The organism is SAR324 cluster bacterium (assembly GCA_015232315.1).
GTDB lineage: Bacteria > SAR324 > SAR324 > SAR324 > NAC60-12 > JADFZZ01.
In genome coordinates, this window is the sequence record JADFZZ010000014.1 from 39,641 (window position 1) to 56,602 (window position 16,962).

Consider the following 16,962-nt stretch of genomic DNA (forward strand, 5'->3'; position numbering starts at 1 on the left):
TTCTTTGTCCATTCCTCGCCTTAAACCAGTCGTGCCACAATGAAAGTTGTGTCGTCATCCCAAGCTTGATCTGAATAATGCTGACAGGCTGTTTTCAGAACACGGTCTTTGATTTCTGTGGCAGAGCAACCCATGGTGTTTTTGAGGACATTTTTCAAGCGACGGATGCCGAACATCTCACCCTGTGAATTATAGTTTTCCAGAAGTCCATCTGTATAAAACAACAGCACATCCCCTTTTCGTAAATTTCTAACCTGACTGGTGTAACGATTTTGTGCCTTATAGCCTAACGGTACGGAACGGCTATTCAAAGAATGAATTCCCTCTTTGGCCGTAGCAACCGTATTTTTTACAGTGTTGTCATGCCATATCAACGGAGGATTGTGTCCAGCAGAGGTATAGGTGAGCTGATACTTCCTTAAATCCAGAGACGCATAAAAAAAAGTCATGGCATATTGACCTTTTGTGGTGGAATATAACACTTCATTCAGCCACGCCAATGCATTTTCCTGACGCAGAAAAAGGTCATTCTCCACCTGATCATCCATGCAGACATCCAGTGTTTTATAAAAACTGCCGGCCATGGCAGTGATGAGTGCCGAAGGAACTCCATGTCCAGTCACATCGCCAATCAGAATATCCAGCACTCCATGAGCTTCATAGTAACGGTAGCCATACCAATCGCCTCCGCTTTCTGACGCGGATTGATAAAAACTCGCCAGTTCCAGCCCTTCAACTTGCGGATCTGATGCGGGAATCAGTAACTCCTGCACACTGCGGGCAGTTTCCAGTTCATGCTTCAGACGTTCGGTGGTTTTCAGGTTTTCATAAAGTCGGGCATTGACGATTGAAATAGCGGCCTGAGAAGCCAGTGCTTTCAAAATAACCAGACGTTCCCTGGTGAAGGCTTCTTCCGCCAGATTGTTTTCCATATACACCATGCCAATGATCTGGTTCTGATTCTGGATGGGGGTACAAAGCAGAGATTTAGGCTGATATTGCAGGATGTAGGGATCATTATAAAAATCAGGGGAATTGACAGCATTGCCGAGAACCAGATTTTCACGAGTACGCATCACATAATGAATCAGACTGAGAGGCAGTAACGTCGTTCCTTCTGCTGACATTGACTCAAGAGGTTGGGGAGTCTGAGACGTTTGATGTTCCTGTTCTGAGTGCCATTGGCCCACGATTTTCCATGTTTCATTTTCCAATAAAATCAGCACGCCTGACTGGGCCCCCGCGTTTTTCAACATGAGGTTCATCAGTTTGTTGAGAAGGTTTTCCAGCACAATTTCACTGGAAATGGTCTGAGATGCCTGCAAAACCGCGGCAAGATCAATTTGCTGGGAAAAGGTGCGTGAGGTCTGGTTATGAGCGGTTGTCTGATGCTCGTCAACGCTTCCAGTCCGCAAAACATCCTCCGATAATTTAAGATGTCGCTGATTCAACCTGTGAACCAGAGCATGAGCTCCCCAGCGATTATAAGCATAGTGAGCCGCGCGAAAATGTGCGTCTGCTGAAAGATTCTGCTGGAACCCTTCAAAAAAACTTCCAGCAAGTTCATGCGCAAGCGCTTCATCCTGTGGAAACGCATGCTGTCGTGCCAAATCAATGGCCTGCTGATACAACCCCATGGCCTTGGTGCTGTTTCCGGAAACGCGCTGATATTCAGCTTCCATCAAATACAGTTTGTGGGCATAATTATGGACGGAACTGTTTGCCCAGCGACGCATTTGCCGGATATCTTTTTTTGCTTTCCTGAGCAACGAACTGACTGAAACATCCGTGGTTCCCGCAAGTTTTATCCAGGCCAGTGTCCGGAAAAACAGAAACACTGGAATCATCGGAGAACTGATGGCAGAATCCCGATATGGCTGAGCCGCGTCAGCATATTCAACGGCCAATTCAATCCTGCCGTGATAATAGCATGAAATCATTTTGCACAAATATATGTTGAATAAAAAGGAAGCATCCTGTTTTTCCAGAAAATGAGGCAACCAGTGTTCTTCATTAAAAAGCCTTCTGGGTGCCATGACAGTATGATCTGCTACATCTTGCAGATCAGCCATCAATTGGGCAAAAAATGACAAATACACACTAAACAGCTCCCGATCCAGGTGCTTCAGAATTTTACTATATTTTTCTATCTCAGTTTGTACCAGATCCAACGGCTTCCCGGAAAAAAACGAGATAATGCAATAGTTATTGACCGCATACCCAGCATATTCCAGATCGCCAGATTTGAGACCTTTCTGATAATCTTCAAGAAGGAGCGGAACCAATTGCTGAAGAGGTCTCGTCCAGTGATGGATGTAAAAGTGGATGACATTCAACACCCGACATTCCTGATCTGACACACCCAGTTTTTCCAACAGATCCAGTCCCAACCGGGCAAATTCATGGCCACGCTCAATCTGTCCCAAACCACCACACAGGACCACCCCGTAACTGACAAACGCAAAGGGAGACCATTGGGTGTTGCCATAAGTCACGGATAATTTCAGTTGAGCAAACATCATGACCGGAATCATTTCCGGTTTATAAAACAATACCATCGGTGCAATGTTGACAAGAATTTTGATGGCGTTGAATTTGTTGACCTCTGTCATGAGGGGAAGGGTCATGAGTTCTTCAGGAGTTTTACGGTTCAACAGCAGCCATGTGTTCATTAAACCTGTCAGCAGATGCCATTTTCCCGGATGACGAGGAATGGACACACCCAACTTTTGTAAAATATCAATCGCCAGATCCAGGGCCTCATGGCCTTTGTTCCGGGGGAGCATGAGCAGGATCTGGGAATTACAGGCATCCAGTTGGTCTTCAAAAGTTCGGGCCTTTTGCTGAATCAGATTCACCAGTCGCTGGGCTTCGCTCAGATCACCAGACAGATAAGCGGCTTGAGTGTTGTCATTGTGCAGCGCCAAACACAGCGCATAGTGATTTTCCCAGGGAGATGCCCCGAGCCAGGCGATGCTGGCCTGAAAATAGCGCATGGCCGGTTCGAACGCGACAGCCTTCATCGCCCGACGGGCGGCCCTGCTGTTCAATTCTGCCATTTGCGGATTTTCAGTGCCACTGGTTTCTGACAAGCCGAGATTGAGATGATTCACCGCGTCAAACAAAAATTCCTCATGTTCGTCACGCTCCATCATTTTCAGTAGATATTCTCCGATTTTCCGGTGCAATTGGAATTTCAGGGACGGCTCAATATTTTCATAAACAGCCTGACGGACTCGATCATGCGCAAAACGATACAATGTATTGGCCGAGCCAGATTGAAATCCCTCGGCATTCCGCAGTTCATGCTCACTGACAGGCAGAATGAATTCGTCCCACAGGGCATCCCACAGATTGGCGGAAATCTCCACCCAATCGTTTTCGGATAATGCGGACAAAGTCCGGGTATCAAACCGGTTTCCCAGACAGGCGGCCCATTCCAGCAGTTTCAGGGTGGGTGGGGTGAGTCGCCGCAGTTGATCAGACATCAAGTGAACCACATTATCGGTGATATTTTGGGATTCAATGCGTCGGAGATCCCATTCCCATTGTCTGGAATATCCTGAAAACTGAATCAGCTTTTCCTTATGCAAGGTCTGAAAAAATTGCCGTACAAAAAATGGATTCCCCTGCGTTTTCTGGCAGATCAACTGTGCCAGAGAATAGAGCTGATCCTCAGGGTTGTGAAGCGTATCACGAAGCAATGCCTGAATATGTTCCACTCGCAAAGGTCTCAAGGGGATATGATGGGTCGAGACACCAGCCTGTTCCAGTTCCAGCAATGTCAGAAAAGAGGGATGTCCCTCTGCCATTTCATTGTCCCGATAGGCGGTGATAAACAGAAACCGGTTCAGATCTGGAGCGGTCATGATGAATTTCAATAATTTCAGGGTTGCCCAATCCGCCCATTGCAGATCATCCAGATACAGCACCAGAAATTTATTATTCCGGGTAAAAACCCGCAGAAATTTCAGAAAAGTTTGATTGAACCGATTTTGGGCACTGGTTCCGGACAGTTCATAGGATTGGGCCTGTTCACCCGTGATGAGGGACCATTCCGGAATCAGGTCGCCCAGCACAGACAGGTTTTCTTCCAATTCCTCCGTCAGGCATTTTTTCCAGAAATCCAGAGTTTCTGCAGATTCAGTGAGCAGATGCCTTACCAGTTGCCGAACCGCTTGTAGTATTGAAAAATAGGGAATGTTGGCCTGAAATTGTTCAAATTTGCCGGAAATAAAATAGCCCTGGTTCTGATTCACCAACGGAATGAGTTCCCTGATGATTGCGGTTTTTCCAACGCCAGAGTGGCCTTTAACCTGAACCAGCACCGTGTTCCCTGTCAGGGCCTGCTCAAAGGCATTCCGCAATTGTTCCAATTCTTCTAACCGTCCATACAAATTGGCGGGAATCTGGAATTTTCCGGATACATCCTGCAGACCAAGTGTGAATAGTGGAATCGTGTGTTGCTGATTCCAAAAATTCCGACACTGCTCCAGATCGGCTTGAATACCAAATGCGCTCTGATAACGGGAGTCGGGAGTTTTTGCCATCATTCGAGCAATGATCTCACACAGCATTTGCGGGAGTTCCGGTCGGAGTTGAGCCAGGGGAGTCGGAGTTCTGGCAATGTGGCAATGAACAAGTTCCATCGTATCCGTTACCGGAAAGGGCAGGGCCCCTGACAAAAGTTCATAAAAGCTGATGCCCAGAGAATAGAAATCGACTCGCCAGTCAACCATTCGATTCATACGTCCGGTCTGTTCTGGTGCGATATAGGCCAGGGTGCCTTCAAACTGTTCTACTCGCAACGACTCAACTTCGCTGGCAATCTGGTCTGCAATGCCAAAATCAATAATAGCCACAACACCGGTTTGTGGATTGAAAATGAGATTGGAAGGTTTGATATCCTTGTGAATAATCTGTTGCTGATGAATATTGCCCAGAGCCTGCACCAGCCGAATCGCTATTTCCCAAAAGGTTTCCAGCGGCATGGGTCGTTTTGCGGAAGTATACAGGTTATGCAGGGAGTCCCCGCCGATATCGTGCAGAATCAAAACCGGTCGGTCATCGCTCTCAATCAGGTCCAAGGCCCGGGTGAGACCATCCATAGACCATGAACGGGTCAATTCATATTCATGCCTCAAGGTTTGCGTCTCCTCAGGTGCTGGATACGCTTTGGCCAACGTTTTCAAAATAACCGATTCCCGGGTTTTCAACGATTTTCCCCGAAACACCAGTGTTCGATCACTCTGATGAATCAGCGTCAATTCATGATATCCGGCAATATTCATGATTGCCATTGAAGGAACTCCACAGTTTTCATTATTTGACTGTCAAAGACTCCTAAGAAATTTTGAGATGTCTCTTGACAGAAAACAGACTTGATCAGATTCTGATTGGCATTTGACATGGTTGCCCTATGAATTTCAAGGCTTTGATCACAATCAGTTTTATGCATTCCAGAAAACAGCCAAACAGATTGGCTTTGATTCTATGAAAACAAGGCAATTATCATAATATGTTCATGAGATCGCATTATACAGAAGGGCGGGATTTTGAGATAAACCCGTAAATCATCATTATTCAGGAAAAACAACTTGAAATCGTTGATGAGAATTTGTCATTCTGGGGTTAAGGTTCCTTCATTTTTCCGGGTGAAATCCATGTTGTCTGTCTCGCAAAAAACATTATCTGTCGCTTCCTGGCTATGGCGAAAAACACTTTCGGAAGATCACAAACAGATCGCAATGCTTTATGTCGCCCTGTCTGTGCTGCTTTCAGAGTTCTGGGGACTGCATGCCTTGTTCTGGAGCATGGGCAAATTACTCATTTCCCAGTCAACCGTCAAATTACCACCAATGCTGAGTGATGGATTGATTCTCTGGCACCTCGCCTATCCGTTGATGGTTGCGGTGTTATCCTATCTGATTCCTTTAATGATCGGTGCACGGAAAATGGCGTTCCCCCGATTGCTGGGATTGGGGTTCTGGTGTTTTGTATGGGGATCGTTCGCATTGATTTTCCAGGTATTGTTCGAGGAAAACACTCATTCTTCCAGATATTTAGCCATTGTATTGCTCTCAATGTCCAGTGGTTGCAACGCCATCAGTTATCTGGTCACCATCAAAAACATGCGAACGTCAGGAATGACAATGTCACGCCTACCATTGCTGATTTGGGCCGGTGCGGGAATGGCCTGTGTCTGGTGTCTCAAATGGCCGCTGGAAACCATGTTTGCGGTGTTGCAGGCTCTGGCAAACCAAATGGGGGAATTTGCGATCATTGATAATCCGATATGGCGCATGTTCATGCATGATTACAGAATGTGGAATTTTCATCCGGAAGTGATGGTCCTTGTGTTGCCGTCTTTCGGGATTATTTTTTCAATTTTCTCCACCTTCAGCAAAAAGCGGACACTGGTATACACCGGACAAATTTTCCTGTTTGGCATGATCATCCTACTACTGATTATTGGATGGTGGCGTATCATTCTGCCCATTCCTGAAAATTTTAACGCGGTTTTTCTTGCAACCGTCCTGGTTTCTTTCATGGGCATTCAAAGTCTGCTGGGAATTTTTTCCTTGTCGATCAATAAGAACATGCTGAATCCCGCCATGATTCTGTCCCTGAATGCTGTCACAGTGCCCTTGATATGTATCCTGATTGAAGCGGGTGACGCCATGTTCAAGATCGCCTATACGGATATCATACTGATTCTTGCTCCAGTTCATGTGCAACTGATCCTGATCAGCATGATTTTAACATCCGGCATTGCCGCCATTTATTTCTGGTTTCCCAAGGCAACTGGTCGGCATGTGTATCCGCACTGGTCAATTCTTCATGTGATATTGCATCTTGCCGGTGTTTACCTGTCTTGCATGCCAGTGATTCAAAGTTCAGAAGGAATTCATGTGTTCACTGAATGGGTTGCCATGTTTTCACATGAAACGCTTGTGTGGGTGACCATGGGGCTTTTCTGTTGGTGCACAGGCTATGGGGTGGGAATCTTTAACTGGTTTCATAGTTATCATCATGGAGCAGTAGCCTCTCATGATCCCTGGAATGGACGGACGCTTGAATGGAGTGTGCCCTCGCCGGTGCCCCCCTATAATTTTGCGGTGTCACCCAAAGTGCATACCATGGACGCGTTTTTATATGAAAAATATGTGCATCCCGATGTTGTCGCGCATCCAGAAATGATTGAGGTTCACGGAGCCCTTCCGGGTAGTTCCATCTGGCCTTTTCTGATCAGCGTTGGTGGAGTGATCGCATTGATCAGCCTGCTGTCATGGTTCTGGATGGTCATCCCCGGACTCATTTTTATGTTTGCCGGCGTTCTGGGCTGGGCCTTTCATCCTGAATAATGCTATGGGAAATCTTCGACTGGGTATTGGCATTTTTATCTTCAGTATTTGCTGGGCCTTTGCGGTTCTCGCCAGACTGGCGGCTTCATTTGATACCCCGCAACTCAATCCCTGGAGTGTGCTTCCAGAAACATTTTTATCTGGTGGCGTTCTGTTGGCATTATGCTGTGTGATTCTGACGCTTTCATCCAGAGCGCTGAATCGGGGACAACGTTGGTATTTCAGATTCTGGTTTTTGCTATTCCTGGGTTTGAGTGTGGGATATATGTTGCTGAAAAACTATGAATTTATCCAGATGTACCCACGTATGACTTCCTTCAGGCTGGTTTCAGCCCTGCCGTTGCTCATGAGCATGTTTCACACGTTGCATGTTCTGGCAGGATTTATCTGGGGAATCGGTATTGGTGCCGTTTCCTGGCTTGATACCAACTGGAGAAACATGGAAACCCTGCGAGGATGTATTTTATATTGGTATGGAATGTTGGTTTTATGGATTGAACTCGCACTATTTCTTTAACCACCGGGACCTTTATGGACACTGATTCAGACAAGAAAAGCACACCGCCAGCACCTGATCAGAACCAGCAGGATGGAAAGAAATTCGGAACATTTCATGGCGTATTCCGACCAACCATCCTGACCATCCTGGGTGTCATGATGTACCTTCGGGAAGGTTGGGTCGTGGGCAATGCCGGATTACTGGGAGTGATTCTGATTATCCTGATGGCCTATGTGATTACGGGAACCTCCGCTCTCGCGATTTCCTCCATCACCACCAATATCCGACTGGGAGCCGGAGGTGTCTTTTCTATTGTCAGTCAAAGTCTCGGACTCGAAGTCGGCGGAAGCATAGGATTACCATTTTATCTGGCACAGGGACTTTCAACAGCGATGTATATCTATGGCTTTGTGGAAGGCTGGCTATATATTTTTCCCACACATATTCCCATGCTGGTGTCATTCATTGTCTTTGCTGTCATCTTTATCCTCTCGTATATCAGCACAACACTCGCATTCCGGGTACAATTGGTCGTCATGTGCGGTGTGATTCTTGCGCTTACTTCCATTTTATTGGGAGCCAAAGTGAATCCCATCTACACGCCGGAATGGTGGGGTGGATTTCAGGATGTGGGTTTTTGGGGATTATTCGCCATTTTCTTCCCAGCGGCTACCGGCATCATGGTCGGTGCGAGTATGTCGGGCAATCTGAAAACACCACGAACCAGCATTTACAAGGGAACCCTGATCGCCTGGGCCTTGTCGCTTGTGGTTTATCTGTCGCTGGCTGTCTGGTATGCGTGCATTGCGACACCTGAAGAACTCAGAAGCAATCTGACCATTGCGGTAGACCGTGCTTATTGGGGACCAGCCGTCCTGCTTGGAATATTGTCTTCCTGTTTCACTGCCGCCCTGAGTTCCTTTGTCGCGGCCCCCAGAATTCTTCAGTCGCTGGCAAAACATCAAATTGTGCCACTGTCTGAATTTCTGGGTAAATTGCATCAGGGAGAGCCCAGAAACGCCATGGCATTCACGGCATTGCTGGTTTTTGTAACACTATTATTGGGTGATTTGAATACCATAGCGCAAGTCTTGACCATGTTTTTTCTGCTGACGTATTTCACCATCAACAGTGTACTGCTCATTGAACAGCAGTTGAATCTTATCAGTTTCCGTCCGACTTTCAGCATTTCTCAGGGAATTCCGCTGATTGGTGCAATGTCCTGTCTTTCAGCCATTGTGATCATTAATCCCTTCTGGGGAATGATCGCGATTTTACTGAGTGTTGGCATCTATTTTTATCTGGACCGCAGAGGACTCGACTATCCCTGGGAAACAGTACGCAGTGGTTTGTTTGTCGCCATCGCCAACTGGGCTGCCAAAAAAGTGGTGACCAGCAAAGAACAGGAAAGCTTGAGGTCATGGAAACCGGACCTGCTGATTCCGATTGAACGTAGAACCCAATTTGAAGGAAATTTCCGTCTTTTGAGCGCCTTGGTCTATCCTCAGGGGTCGATTCAGGTCATTGCCCTGATGAAAGAGAAAGATATTGTGCCACTTCTCGGACTCAAGCAACTGATCAAGGAAATGCAGAGCGAAGGCATTTTTGCGTCTGCCGCAATTATTGATTCATCCGACTATATCAGCAGTATTAAAGCAACCGTTGCAGTGATGAAAGGATCGTTTTTTCAACCGAACACCTTTTTCACGGCCATTGAAAGCCGAACACAGGAAGAGCTTCAGGGAATCATGGATATGGCAAGGGGAAATCAGATGGGAGTTATCCTGTTCGCCACACATCCAGAGGTTCATTTGGGCCGGGAGAGAACTATCAATCTGTGGATTCGTGATCAGTCACCTGAATGGCAATTGAGCATCCAGTTAGCGAATCTTGATCTGTCACTTTTGTTGGGCTACAAACTCGTTAAAAACTGGAATGCGCGTTTGCGTGTGATTACTGTGGTTTCAGATGAAAATCATGTTGACATCGCCAGGAAATATCTGGGAGATTTAATGGTGACAGCCCGCATTCCAAAAGGCTATGAAATTATTGCCGAGTACACCGATTTCAAAACATTTCTTGAAAAATCGCCAAGGGCTGATCTGAGTATTTTTGGTCTGGCGGACACTATCAGCAAAAACTTCCTGCAACAAATAATGATCCAAACAAAAAGTTCCTGTTTATTTGTGCAGGATTCTGGACTGGAAAGTGCGTTGGCCTGAAAAAGGTTTTTTTTAAGGATAAACATATCGCAAAATAGATTTGTATATTTATTGCAAAACGGAGATCAGGAAAAGGTATCCCTGCTTTGATTAACCCACATCTGAAGTAATTGGTTATGCTAAACCCCTATCTTGTTCTAGGTGTTCCCCCATCCGCCTCATTTGAAGAACTGAAACGTGCCTATCGGCGAGCTGTGCTCAGATATCACCCTGATACCGCCAAAGAAACGGGCAACGCAGAGAAATTCAATGCGGTGATTCAGGCTTACAATCATCTGAAACTCAAGCATGAGAAAAAACCGGGCATGTCCCGAACCATGCATTTTTATCAACCACCACCTTATGCCGGTCCAGCACAAAGTTCCAGATACACGAGCCAGACAGGCAATAATGCACGGGAATCACATGTTGATAATCAAACATACCAGATGTCTCTGGAAGAACTCATCAGTTGTCTGGAATTTTCAGACAACCTCTACGTCAGACGTGTTGCCATTGAGGCGATAGCCCTGAAAAAAACGTCAGAATCTCTGGATTATCTGATTTCCCTGCTCAACAAATCAGACGCTAAAACCCAGCAAATGATTATTGAGTCACTGGGACAGAAAGAATTGCATCAGGCGAAATCAGCATTATTCCCATTGATTTTTAATTCAAATGTCGATATTGCCATTGGAGCAATCAAATCTCTGGAAAAGATCCAGCCTGTCAATCGAAGAAAAATCATTCAGGCACTGAAACGGGAAACATTATCTCCATGGAAAAAGGTTTTATTGCCAGCAAGGCACTACCTGCATAAAAAAAAGCATGTGCCTTCTCTGGATACCTTGGGAGAAATTGTGATGCGTGAATATCATGTGTCAGAAGAACAGTTGGAATTATCACTGTTGTTGCAAAAGCGTTTTCATCTTTTGCTGGGTCAAATTTTGAGAGAACTGGACTATCTTTCTGTGCCTCAAATCCAGAAAGCGATTGCCCGACAAAAAATGATGCGCAGTTATTAATAAATTCTTTGAAATCCTTTCTAGAATTTGACATTATAAATTAAGAAGCATATCAACTACTCAAGATTGATCTTGCTTCCAATGTTTGGGGTGTTCCCAATCTGTATTTTGAATTTAAAAACAATGGGGTATTTCTTTTCCGGAAATGCTCTGTTTAATCGATCAACCATTATTGTAAGGGATTGTTTTTATGGAAACAAAAATCGTTGATGCAGACAAAAAAATTGGTTCTGTCACAGTATTTGGCGACTTGGATGGGAGTACATCTCCTACACTTCTAAAAGAAATTGAAGGGTTGATTGAACAGGGAATGGTCAATGTGATTCTTGATTTTTCAGGAATTGAATTTATTTCCAGTTCCGGAATTGGGGTGATTGCAGTCTCCAGTAAGGATATCTCTCAACGAAACGGGAAACTGATTGTTGTCTGCAACAATAAAAAAGTATTGTCCCTGTTTGATATTACCAACCTGAGCAAAGTCATTACCATCCACAAAACAATGGATGAAGCGTTATCAGCAATCTGATTTTGCTTTCTCCTGTCCTATGCCCAAGACAAAGTAATGGTGTTTCAAAGCGCCATTACTTTGACTTTATGCCCGCCCAAGTTCTTCAAAAAATCTGAGAGGTGCCTGTGTTACGATGGTTTGCGGTCTCAATACTGCTGATATTATCAGGCTGTGGTGGCGGTTATACGCCTCCGTCGGCAGGATCACAGTTGTTGCACTGGAAAGGCAAAGCAATCACTGAACTTTTTCAGAATCGTTATTGGGGTTACCCGCCTGACGAACTGATCAAGGAGAGTGAAACCATGATTTATGTTTATAACAAATCTCATGTCGCCTCCGGAAATGTTGGCAGCAATCGTGTTGTCCAGAATAAACCGTGTATTGCCAGATTTTATGTGGTGGGAGATATGATTGAAAATGTTATCGCGGAAGGTACTTGCCCTGCAAAATAATAAGTCATTTGTTTTTTAGATTTTCATTCACCACGTCTTTCAGGCTATCAATGTTGATGTTGCTTGACTGAATTTGAGTTTTCAGATTTTCAAACAATGGTGGATTGAGCGCATAGATGACCCCAATCGTGCCTGCAATTGATAACATCAGCCAGATAATGAGAACAAAACTTTGTCCGATAATTTTTTTCCCGCCGATGAATATCATGATCAGTGAAACCAACAGAATTGAAAACTGAAGGGCATCCATTTCTGAAAGTCTGCTTAAGAATTGATCCGCCATATTCCCCTTGAAGAATTATAATTGATAGGATTCAATGTGTGTAGGAAGTTAACTGTTACATTTCATTTTTCATACCATTTCAAATGGATGATGACGGAATCATTCATTTAATGATATTCCAGAATAATTTAGAGGAATTCATGGATGCTCTGGAAGCTCTTGATGTGCTCATTCAAAAATTTGGTTCACAAACCAACGTCATCAATCTGTTAGGCTATAAAAAAGGGACCCCTCTCAGAAAAGATGGAAAAATCATATCGCCACAGATAGAAGCCGATATTCTTAGAGTATGGGAGAATGAATGTGGAAAATCGATAATCAAGGCCAAACCAAAACCCGGGAAATCCGCCAACAAACAAGCCTCAGGCGACCGAACCATAAAATCGACCGGCGTAGAACATTTTATTTCCGCGGTGATTGCACCACCCAAAATTGTAACACCACCACCTGTGCTCTATCACTCAACGCTGAATCCTGTCTCACAAAAATTAAAACAAATTCTTGACAGAAATCACTTTTCCTATGAGTTGGTCAGCCTCAAACAGGACTCTGAGGTGGCTGGCACCATAAAAAATCTGTTTGGACGATTGAAAACGCCTGTTTTGCAGCATGGTGAGCATTGGGTGGGAGATCCCGGCGAGATTCTGGATTATCTCAGGCAAACTTTTCCAGGAAGCTTGGAAATGACGCCCATGGAACAGATGATAGAAAGTGTCCTGTACCCCTCAAAGCTTCTGAAAAATTTTCGGCTAAAAAAATAATATCCTCAGCGTTTTTCAAATTTTGCGGGAAAGATGAGGGTGAATACTGAGCCTTCATTCAAAATACTTTTTACCTTAATATCCCCGCCAAGCAACTGAATCATGCTTTTCACCAGGGCTAAGCCAAGTCCTGTGCCTTCATGATGTCGTGTGGAGGAACCATCCACTTGCCTGAAGGCTTCAAAGATTGATGAAAGTTGATCTGCGGGAATTCCACAGCCGCTGTCCTCCACTGAAATGGAAAAACGGTTCTCCTGCCGTTCCAGAATTACAACAATTCTCCCCCCTTTTTCTGTAAACTTGATGGCATTCCCCAGTAGATTGATCAAAATCTGCCTGAGTTTATCGGGATCAGAATAACATTCAATCTGATCGGTTTGGGAGGTGAACTGCAAATCCATGGATTTACTGGCAATGAGTGATTCAAGCAGCATCAGCACACTCTGGATCAGTTCCCTGAGATTGAAGTTTGATGGAGCAACATCCATGCGACCCGCTTCTATTTTTGACAAATCAAGCAATGAATTGATAAGATTCAGCAAGTTCTTTCCACTGCTGTGGATTCGGGTTAAACGATCGCGTTGAAACGAGGTGATCGGATTTTCTTCATCATCATCCAGTAATGTTTCAGTAAAATTATTAATTGCGTTGAGTGGCGTCCTCAATTCATGAGACATATTCGCCAGAAATTCGCTTTTTGTTCGTGTAGCCGCTTCCAGTTCCATATTGGCTGTTTCCAGAATATGCTGCTGCGTCTGCACCGTCTGAAACGTGAGCGCATTCTGAATGGCCACAGCCAAATGAGATGCGGAGTTTTCAATGAAAGGCACCAGTTCTTCCCGAAATTCAGAAACACTGGCTAACAATAAAACCCCCAAGCATTCCTTCTGAAACATTAAGGGATATCCCAGAATTTCTTTGGGTTTACTGGTCATGATTCCCAAATGGAAGGCTTTACCATCTGAAACAGGATCTGTCACTTTAATAGGTTTCTGTGTACGGAAAATCTGTTCCGGAAGTCCTTTTTCCTGATAAATGTCACTGTCCATCACACTTTCATCCACTGTATAATAATGTTTCAGTATCAGTTGCGTGTTTGAGTTTCCGGATTCCAGTAAATAAATCACCCCCAACTGTGAATTTGTCGTTTGCGCAAGAGTATCGAGCGCGGCCTGCAGGATTGATTCAACATCCAGCGAGTTGATCGCCTGAGCGATCGTAGCCTGAGCTTTATCCAGCGCCAACTGGCCTTCGAGACGTTTATTTTGTTTTTCAAGTTTTTCAACAGCGACTTGACGTTTGGAACTTTGCTCTTCCAGTTCTTTCATCAAATGCCGTTCACCAGTCACATTTCGCCAGTGTAGTACCGCGGCGCCATGATAGTGCTGTTCCGCATCCATCAAGGGACTGAAGGTGACTTCAATGACTTGTGTCCCGATTTTGATATCGATCTTGGGCGTCATAGGCAGGGTGTTTTGAAACTGATGATAATCAATAGAAGATTGCCCCAGAAGAAAATCTATATTTTTACCAATCATCTGGTCTGGTGGAATTGGCAAATCGCTGGAAAGTGCTCGAAGCTGATGTTCTGCGGCTGGATTCAAATACACCAGCTTCCGGTCCTGATTGACCAACATCATGGGAAATGGGGAATTCTGCAAAATTTGCCTGCTCCGGTTGGCATCCAATGTTCGTTCATTGATCGCATCCAGTAGATCCTGAAATTCATGAGCCAGTTCTCCGACCTCATCATTGGGCATGATCAGAATGTTGCCGGTAAAATCTGAATCTCTGATGTTGCGAACATTCGCCCGCAATTCCCGGAGTGACGTTGAAATCACATTGCTCAAAAGAGGACCAAAGATAAAATAGCCGGAAACAGATACAAACAAGGTAATCCAGAGAGTGAGAAGCTGAAGATTGCCTGATTGGTTACTGATATTGTTTTTGTATTTCTGATGCAGGTCCAGATGTTTTTGAATATTGTTATTGATGAGTTGCAAAGTTTTTTGAGTCAGTGGAATAATTTCCTGTTCCAGTTTGTAGAGCGCAATATTTTTATCTTTAGGATTCAGTAGTTTATTCAACTGATTCAGTTGATCTTTCACTCTTGGCGCAACATCGAGCAGTTGTCGCCAATAAGGATATTCCTGTTCATTGAAAATAGTTGACGAAACGCTCAGATAAAATCGTTCATATTCAATCCACATTTTCCGGAAATTAGCCAACATTTCCGGATCACCTCTTAAAACATATTCTTGCAGCAAGTGCCTCATCTGCCATAACTGATCCTGAAAATCCGCGAATTTCCGCCAATCTTCCGGGGGCATTTTTCCCTTTGCCCACGTCGATTTCAAAATCACCCGCAAATTACTGAGCATCAATTCCAACGCAGGGTCAATATCCGCAAAAAACAATGCTTCTCTAGGACGATGTTGCTGAGTCATGACCAGTTGAGTGATCTGGGACTGATAATTCTGAAGAGTCTTTAAATCAGCTCTGACATCAAAAAACTCCCGGATTTCTTCCATGGAACCAGTTTCTTCCAGAAAACCGCTACCTTGATCTTGCGATTCATAAAGCTTTTTAATGTTTTCCAGAAGAGGCTGGATCTGATTGTCCCAGATTTCCTGCTGTTGTTGCAAAAATGAGTCTTCATTGAACAACAACCAGCGATTCTGAACTTCGATCACATGATGGATTGCACTCTGAAGATTGAGCCAGCCTTCAGAGATGGGATGCAAGGTTTCCAGCACCATCAGGGTTTGCTGTTCCTGTTGTCTGAGCTGGTAATACAAGGTAAGAAATCCTGCGACAGAAATAGTAGAACTGATCCAGAACACCACCAGAATTTTGGTTCGAATGCGTTTAGGGATCATGAGAAAGCGCAGTGGAGGTTAGATCATGGGCAAGCGATCGGTAGGGTTCTTTTTTAGTAAATCCTGATCGTGGTAATAGCGTATCGTTGTATTAGCTGAAACATGCCGGGCATAGCTTTGTACTTTTTGTAAGGGTTCTCCCAGTTCCAGCGCCAGCGTGATCGCAGTGTGTCTCAAATAATGAGCGGAAATATCCAGACCAACGATTTTCCCCAGACGCTGGATGACATCGTTGATCCCCTTCCCTGTCATTTTCTTCCCGAAGGTTCTAAAACTGAACGACGGAAAAATCCACGGACTTTCGATATGATGCTCTTCCAGCAGTTGTTTCCAGTCCTGGAGTTCGTTGTATAATTCCTGTCTCAATTTCAAAGGTTGGGGTACCCTGCTTTTGGTCTCTTCCAGAATCGCTACAAAGTATGGGCCATCCTGACGGATATTCACCCATTGGAGATTGGCGGCTTCACTGCGCCTTGCGGCGGTCAGATATAAAAACTTGAGAATCAGTCCATTTCGGACCCGCACAATTTCGGAAACACGCTCATCATAGACCTCTGACTGATTTGCTTCCATCATGGCACTGAGTTGCGCCACTCTCAGAGCACCTTTGTTGCTGATGCCTGAAGTTTTTTCATTACGGATGATGGATGACTTAAAGGGATTGGCCGAGATATAGCCAAATTCAGACAAAAATTTACAGATTTTTTTCAGACCACTCATCGTCTGATTGATACTGGATGCAGCTTTCCCCTGACTTTTGAGAAATGTTTTATATTCCAGCATTTTCATGCTGTTCAATTTGGCAAGATCTTCGACCTTCTCGATGCAGGCCCAAACCTGGAAATCCTTGAAAACCCGGGAGTATGCCCTCCGTGTATTGGGAGCATATTCCTTGAACACCAATTCCAGTGCCTCTTGGGGGGTTGTAGGTAATTCTGTTTTTTTTGCAACCGACAGTTCAGGTTGAGTGATGAGTTCCATGAGCTAATT

At 44.7% G+C, this 16,962-nt stretch carries 11 protein-coding genes; 7 read left to right on the plus strand and 4 right to left on the minus strand.

Going from position 1 to position 16,962, the window contains the following annotated elements; translation table 11 throughout:
* Positions 1 to 20: 20 nt before the first annotated feature.
* Complete coding sequence (locus HQM11_11180) at positions 21 to 5,300, minus strand: AAA family ATPase (GenBank protein MBF0351586.1); 5,280 nt, start codon at positions 5,298 to 5,300, stop codon at positions 21 to 23.
* A 363-nt stretch (positions 5,301 to 5,663) separates the two neighbouring features.
* On the opposite strand from HQM11_11180, the gene HQM11_11185 reads away from it, so the two are divergent.
* The 6 genes from HQM11_11185 (at position 5,664) to HQM11_11210 (ending at position 12,049) form a co-directional block, all read left to right on the plus strand.
* Positions 5,664 to 7,364, plus strand: a complete 1,701-nt coding sequence (locus HQM11_11185) for a cbb3-type cytochrome c oxidase subunit I (protein MBF0351587.1) — start codon at positions 5,664 to 5,666, stop codon at positions 7,362 to 7,364.
* A 4-nt stretch (positions 7,365 to 7,368) separates the two neighbouring features.
* Positions 7,369 to 7,881, plus strand: a complete 513-nt coding sequence (locus HQM11_11190; protein ID MBF0351588.1) for a hypothetical protein — start codon at positions 7,369 to 7,371, stop codon at positions 7,879 to 7,881.
* A 14-nt stretch (positions 7,882 to 7,895) separates the two neighbouring features.
* Entirely contained in the window at positions 7,896 to 10,085 is a 2,190-nt protein-coding gene (locus tag HQM11_11195; GenBank protein ID MBF0351589.1) for a Na-K-Cl cotransporter, read from the plus strand.
* 116 nt (positions 10,086 to 10,201) lie between these two features.
* The gene (locus HQM11_11200) at positions 10,202 to 11,089 is read left to right on the plus strand and encodes a HEAT repeat domain-containing protein (protein MBF0351590.1); all 888 of its coding nucleotides are present in this window, start codon (positions 10,202 to 10,204) and stop codon (positions 11,087 to 11,089) included.
* A 190-nt stretch (positions 11,090 to 11,279) separates the two neighbouring features.
* Entirely contained in the window at positions 11,280 to 11,615 is a 336-nt protein-coding gene (locus HQM11_11205) for an STAS domain-containing protein (GenBank protein MBF0351591.1), read from the plus strand.
* Between the two features lie 107 nt (positions 11,616 to 11,722).
* On the plus strand, positions 11,723 to 12,049 hold the full coding sequence (locus HQM11_11210; protein MBF0351592.1) for a hypothetical protein: 327 nt from the start codon (positions 11,723 to 11,725) through the stop codon (positions 12,047 to 12,049).
* 4 nt (positions 12,050 to 12,053) lie between these two features.
* Here HQM11_11210 and HQM11_11215 read toward each other — a convergent pair whose 3' ends face one another.
* On the minus strand, positions 12,054 to 12,332 hold the full coding sequence (locus HQM11_11215) for a hypothetical protein (GenBank protein MBF0351593.1): 279 nt from the start codon (positions 12,330 to 12,332) through the stop codon (positions 12,054 to 12,056).
* Between the two features lie 140 nt (positions 12,333 to 12,472).
* Between HQM11_11215 and HQM11_11220 the strand changes: the two genes are divergently transcribed.
* Entirely contained in the window at positions 12,473 to 13,093 is a 621-nt protein-coding gene (locus HQM11_11220; protein MBF0351594.1) for a glutathione S-transferase N-terminal domain-containing protein, read from the plus strand.
* 5 nt (positions 13,094 to 13,098) lie between these two features.
* Here the strand turns inward: HQM11_11220 and HQM11_11225 are convergent, their stop codons facing one another.
* Together HQM11_11225 and HQM11_11230 are read right to left on the minus strand one after the other, a co-directional pair.
* Positions 13,099 to 15,972, minus strand: a complete 2,874-nt coding sequence (locus HQM11_11225) for a GAF domain-containing protein (GenBank protein MBF0351595.1) — start codon at positions 15,970 to 15,972, stop codon at positions 13,099 to 13,101.
* A gap of 18 nt (positions 15,973 to 15,990) precedes the next feature.
* Positions 15,991 to 16,953 carry a site-specific integrase gene (locus HQM11_11230; protein MBF0351596.1) on the minus strand — a complete coding sequence of 321 codons (963 nt, stop codon included), beginning with the start codon at positions 16,951 to 16,953 and terminating at the stop codon, positions 15,991 to 15,993.
* Positions 16,954 to 16,962 lie beyond the last annotated feature (9 nt).

Coding starts and splice junctions, on each gene's coding strand:
- HQM11_11230 (MBF0351596.1), bottom strand. CDS start 16,953: ATGGAACTCATCACTCAACCTGAACTGTCGGTTGCAAAAAAAACAGAA.
- HQM11_11200 (MBF0351590.1), top strand. CDS start 10,202: ATGCTAAACCCCTATCTTGTTCTAGGTGTTCCCCCATCCGCCTCATTT.
- HQM11_11205 (MBF0351591.1), top strand. CDS start 11,280: ATGGAAACAAAAATCGTTGATGCAGACAAAAAAATTGGTTCTGTCACA.
- HQM11_11220 (MBF0351594.1), top strand. CDS start 12,473: ATGGATGCTCTGGAAGCTCTTGATGTGCTCATTCAAAAATTTGGTTCA.
- HQM11_11185 (MBF0351587.1), top strand. CDS start 5,664: ATGTTGTCTGTCTCGCAAAAAACATTATCTGTCGCTTCCTGGCTATGG.
- HQM11_11180 (MBF0351586.1), bottom strand. CDS start 5,300: ATGGCAATCATGAATATTGCCGGATATCATGAATTGACGCTGATTCAT.
- HQM11_11190 (MBF0351588.1), top strand. CDS start 7,369: ATGGGAAATCTTCGACTGGGTATTGGCATTTTTATCTTCAGTATTTGC.
- HQM11_11225 (MBF0351595.1), bottom strand. CDS start 15,972: ATGATCCCTAAACGCATTCGAACCAAAATTCTGGTGGTGTTCTGGATC.
- HQM11_11215 (MBF0351593.1), bottom strand. CDS start 12,332: ATGGCGGATCAATTCTTAAGCAGACTTTCAGAAATGGATGCCCTTCAG.
- HQM11_11195 (MBF0351589.1), top strand. CDS start 7,896: ATGGACACTGATTCAGACAAGAAAAGCACACCGCCAGCACCTGATCAG.